General features: G+C 65.7%; 2 protein-coding genes and 1 pseudogene. All 3 read left to right on the top strand.

The features are described 5' to 3' along the window. Nucleotides 1-199, top strand: a pseudogene (locus JWQ89_RS22045) (hypothetical protein); the annotation flags it as partial. Between the two features lie 320 nt (nt 200-519). Beyond that, nucleotides 520-1,542 (top strand): IS110 family transposase, encoded by a 1,023-nt coding sequence (locus tag JWQ89_RS22040; RefSeq protein WP_299644770.1) that lies wholly within the window; start codon nt 520-522, stop codon nt 1,540-1,542. 641 nt (nt 1,543-2,183) lie between these two features. After that, nucleotides 2,184-2,952 (top strand): ArdC-like ssDNA-binding domain-containing protein (locus tag JWQ89_RS22035; protein ID WP_299644769.1); only part of this gene is annotated, 769 nt, incomplete at its 3' end.

Raw genomic sequence — 2,952 nt, 5'->3', positions numbered from 1 at the left:
CGCCCTGCTGGAGGCGGATGACGCTGGCGGTGCGTGGCAGGACGCCGCAGCATCACTGATGCAGATCGATGTCACCAGGTGTGACGCCGAGGCCTGCTGGCGCTCGCATCTCGAGCGGGCACGCTGGATCGTCGGGGCGGGTCTCGCAACCGCGCTGGTGGCGTTCAATGCCCGCAAGGTCTCCAACATAGCAGAATAGGGCCGGCGCCTCGCACCTTGGTGCGACCGCGCTCTACTTCGACCGCCGCCTGGGCGCCGGTCTCCGCCGAGCCCCGTGCCGGGTCTCGGCCATCCGGTCACGATCGCTGGCGTGGCTGTGGACGCCGCGCTGCGCGCGGCGGCGTTGCTTGTGCCTCTCCCGTTGCGGCGGGGGAGGGCGGCGCTCCCGGCTAGGCCCGTCGCGGCCGGTGGCAACCCCTCCGCTGCGCTTCGGGGTGCTCCACTGATGAAGTGGGACGGCTGCGGGCTCGCAGTTGGTACCATCTCCTGCTGATTCGCAGCGGGATTGGAGGAACGAAGATGCATATCGCGACGGTAGGTTTGGATATCGCAAAGCACGTATTCCAGGTGCACGCGGTCGATGCGGATGGCACGGTGGTGATCCGCAAGCGCTATTCTCGAGCACAACTTATGGAGTTTTTCGAAGAGCTACCGTCATGCCTGGTCGGGATCGAAGCGTGCGGCACGGCGCATTATTGGGGCCGCCAGCTTCAGGCGCTGGGTCACGACGTTCGTCTCATGCCCGCGCACTACGTGAAGCCCTATGTAAAGCGCGGCAAGAACGATGCAGCCGACGCGGAGGGCATCTGCGAAGCGGTGACCAGGCCGACCATGCGCTTCGTACCGATCAAGGCGCCGGACACGCAGGCACTGGCCTTGATGCACCGGCTGCGCACTCAGTTTGTCGGCCAGCGGACTGGGATGTTGAACGCTCTTCGCGCCGGGATGGCGGAGTTTGGCATCGTCACCAACCAGGGGCTTGGCGGCGCGACCGAGATTCTGCGCATCGCATGTGCGGGGGATGAGCGTCTCCCAGCGATGATCCGCGATGCCTATAAGTTACTCGCTGACGCTATTCGCGCGGTCGAGGCCCGGTTGGTGATCCTTGATCACCAGATCTCGGCTAGCACGCAGTTCGATGATACCTGTAAGCGCCTGAGCACGATCCCGGGCGTAGGGCCGGTTACATCGACCACGATCATCGCCCTCGCTGGCGACGTTTCTCGATTTCCATCGGGCCGCGACTTCGCAGCGTGGCTTGGCCTGACACCGCGCCAGAACTCGACGGGCGGCAAAGCCAGGCTTGGGCGCATCACCAAGGCGGGTGATCAGACCTTGCGAACGCTGTTGGTGCTGGGCGCCTTCTCGGTGATAAAACGAGCCCGCGTCGCCCCGGAAAAGGCCTCGCGCTGGTTGATGGCGCTGATGGAGCGCCGGCCACCGCTGGTTGCGGCCGTCGCGCTTGCGAACAAGATGGCGCGCATCATCTGGGCGATCCTCACGCGCGGCGGCACCTTCCGCACACCGGCGAGGGCAGCATGACAAGGTCATAAGAGTTTCCCGCGGAGCCTGGCTCCGAAGGAAGCGAGGTGGTGCTCAAGCCATGATGACGAACCGGTTGAGCCGGGGATCGCTCAGTTCGGAAAACGAAGGGAGCCTTTGAGCCCGTTCCACTGATGGAACGTGCGATCCGCGGATTTCATCAGGGCCAGCGGTCATCGACCGCACCAACAGGCCGGACACATGACCGCACCCGACCGATCGATGTCATGCTCGGTGTCACCTCGCGTAATTATCGAAGGATCCAGCGGGCGCCGCGCTATCGCGCGGCGGCGTATCTGTTGGCCTGACCCCCGAAGCGGGATGGCCGGCTCTCCCTGCTAGGCCCGCCTCGGCGAGCCGCAACCCGGCTGCGCCGGGTCCTCCACGTTGTTGCGGCCCTGCGGGTGCAGCCCGCCTTTGCGGCGGGCCTTTCCGGTCGATTTTCGCCGCCCACCCCACTCCGGGGTTCCGGTGCGGGAAGGTGAGAAGGGTTAGGCAGAAGGTGACTTGCAAAGGCCGTCCACACATTCGTTTCGGCCCTTCGGGTGCTGCCCGCCTTCATCGGCGGGACTGTCGGTCCGCTCCTGCCGCCCACCCGCCATTCCGGCGCCGGTTGCGGTGGTTTGAGAAGGAGCGAGGCAGTGAAGAAACATGTGCATGCGCAGCGTCCGGCCAAAACGCTGTATGTCGAGGTGACGGACCGGATCATCGCCGAACTGGAGGCCGGGCGGCTGCCCTGGGTCCAGCCCTGGGGCGAGGCTGGCGCGGGTGTGGGGATGCCCTGCAATGCCGGGACGGGGCGGCGCTATTCGGGGATCAATGTCCTGATCCTGTGGGCGACGGTGATGGAGCGGGGCTTTTCGTCGCAGCGCTGGCTTACCTATCGGCAGGCGCAGGCATTGGGTGGCAATGTCCGGAAGGGGGAGGCCGGGACCTGTGTCTGTTACGCTGACCGGTTCACCCCGAAGGATCAGAGGGACGGCGACGGGCAAGGCGAGGAGCCGTGGCAGGTCGCGTTCCTCAAGCGGTTCACTGTCTTCAATGTCGATCAGTGCGAGGGGCTGGGGTCGGACCTTGTCGCCGCGCCGGTTGCGCTGGCCGAGGATCGGATCGCGGAGGTTGCCGACGATGTGATCGCGGCGAGCGGGGTGGACTTCCGGACCGGTGGGATGGAGGCGTTCTATGTGCCGTCCGAGGACCTTGTGATGGTGCCGGCGCGGCGCGCGTTCTTTGATGAGATCAACGCCTACCGGACATGGCTGCATGAGCTTGTCCATGCGACCGGGCATCCGTCGCGGCTTGGTCGGGACCTGTCGCATCCGTTTGGGTCGCCAGGCTATGCGCGGGAGGAGCTGATCGCCGAGATGGGATCGGCGTTCCTGTGTGCTTCACTCGGGATCGTGCCGACCG

This window comes from Devosia sp. (genome assembly GCF_028290645.1).
Taxonomy (GTDB): domain Bacteria; phylum Pseudomonadota; class Alphaproteobacteria; order Rhizobiales; family Devosiaceae; genus Devosia_A.
Note: the sequence above shows the minus strand (reverse complement) of the source record. Positions and strands in the feature narration are given on the sequence as shown.

Bases quoted from the DNA above. Each gene is read 5' to 3' on its own strand.
- JWQ89_RS22040 (WP_299644770.1), top strand. From the start codon at position 520: ATGCATATCGCGACGGTAGGTTTGGATATCGCAAAGCACGTATTCCAG.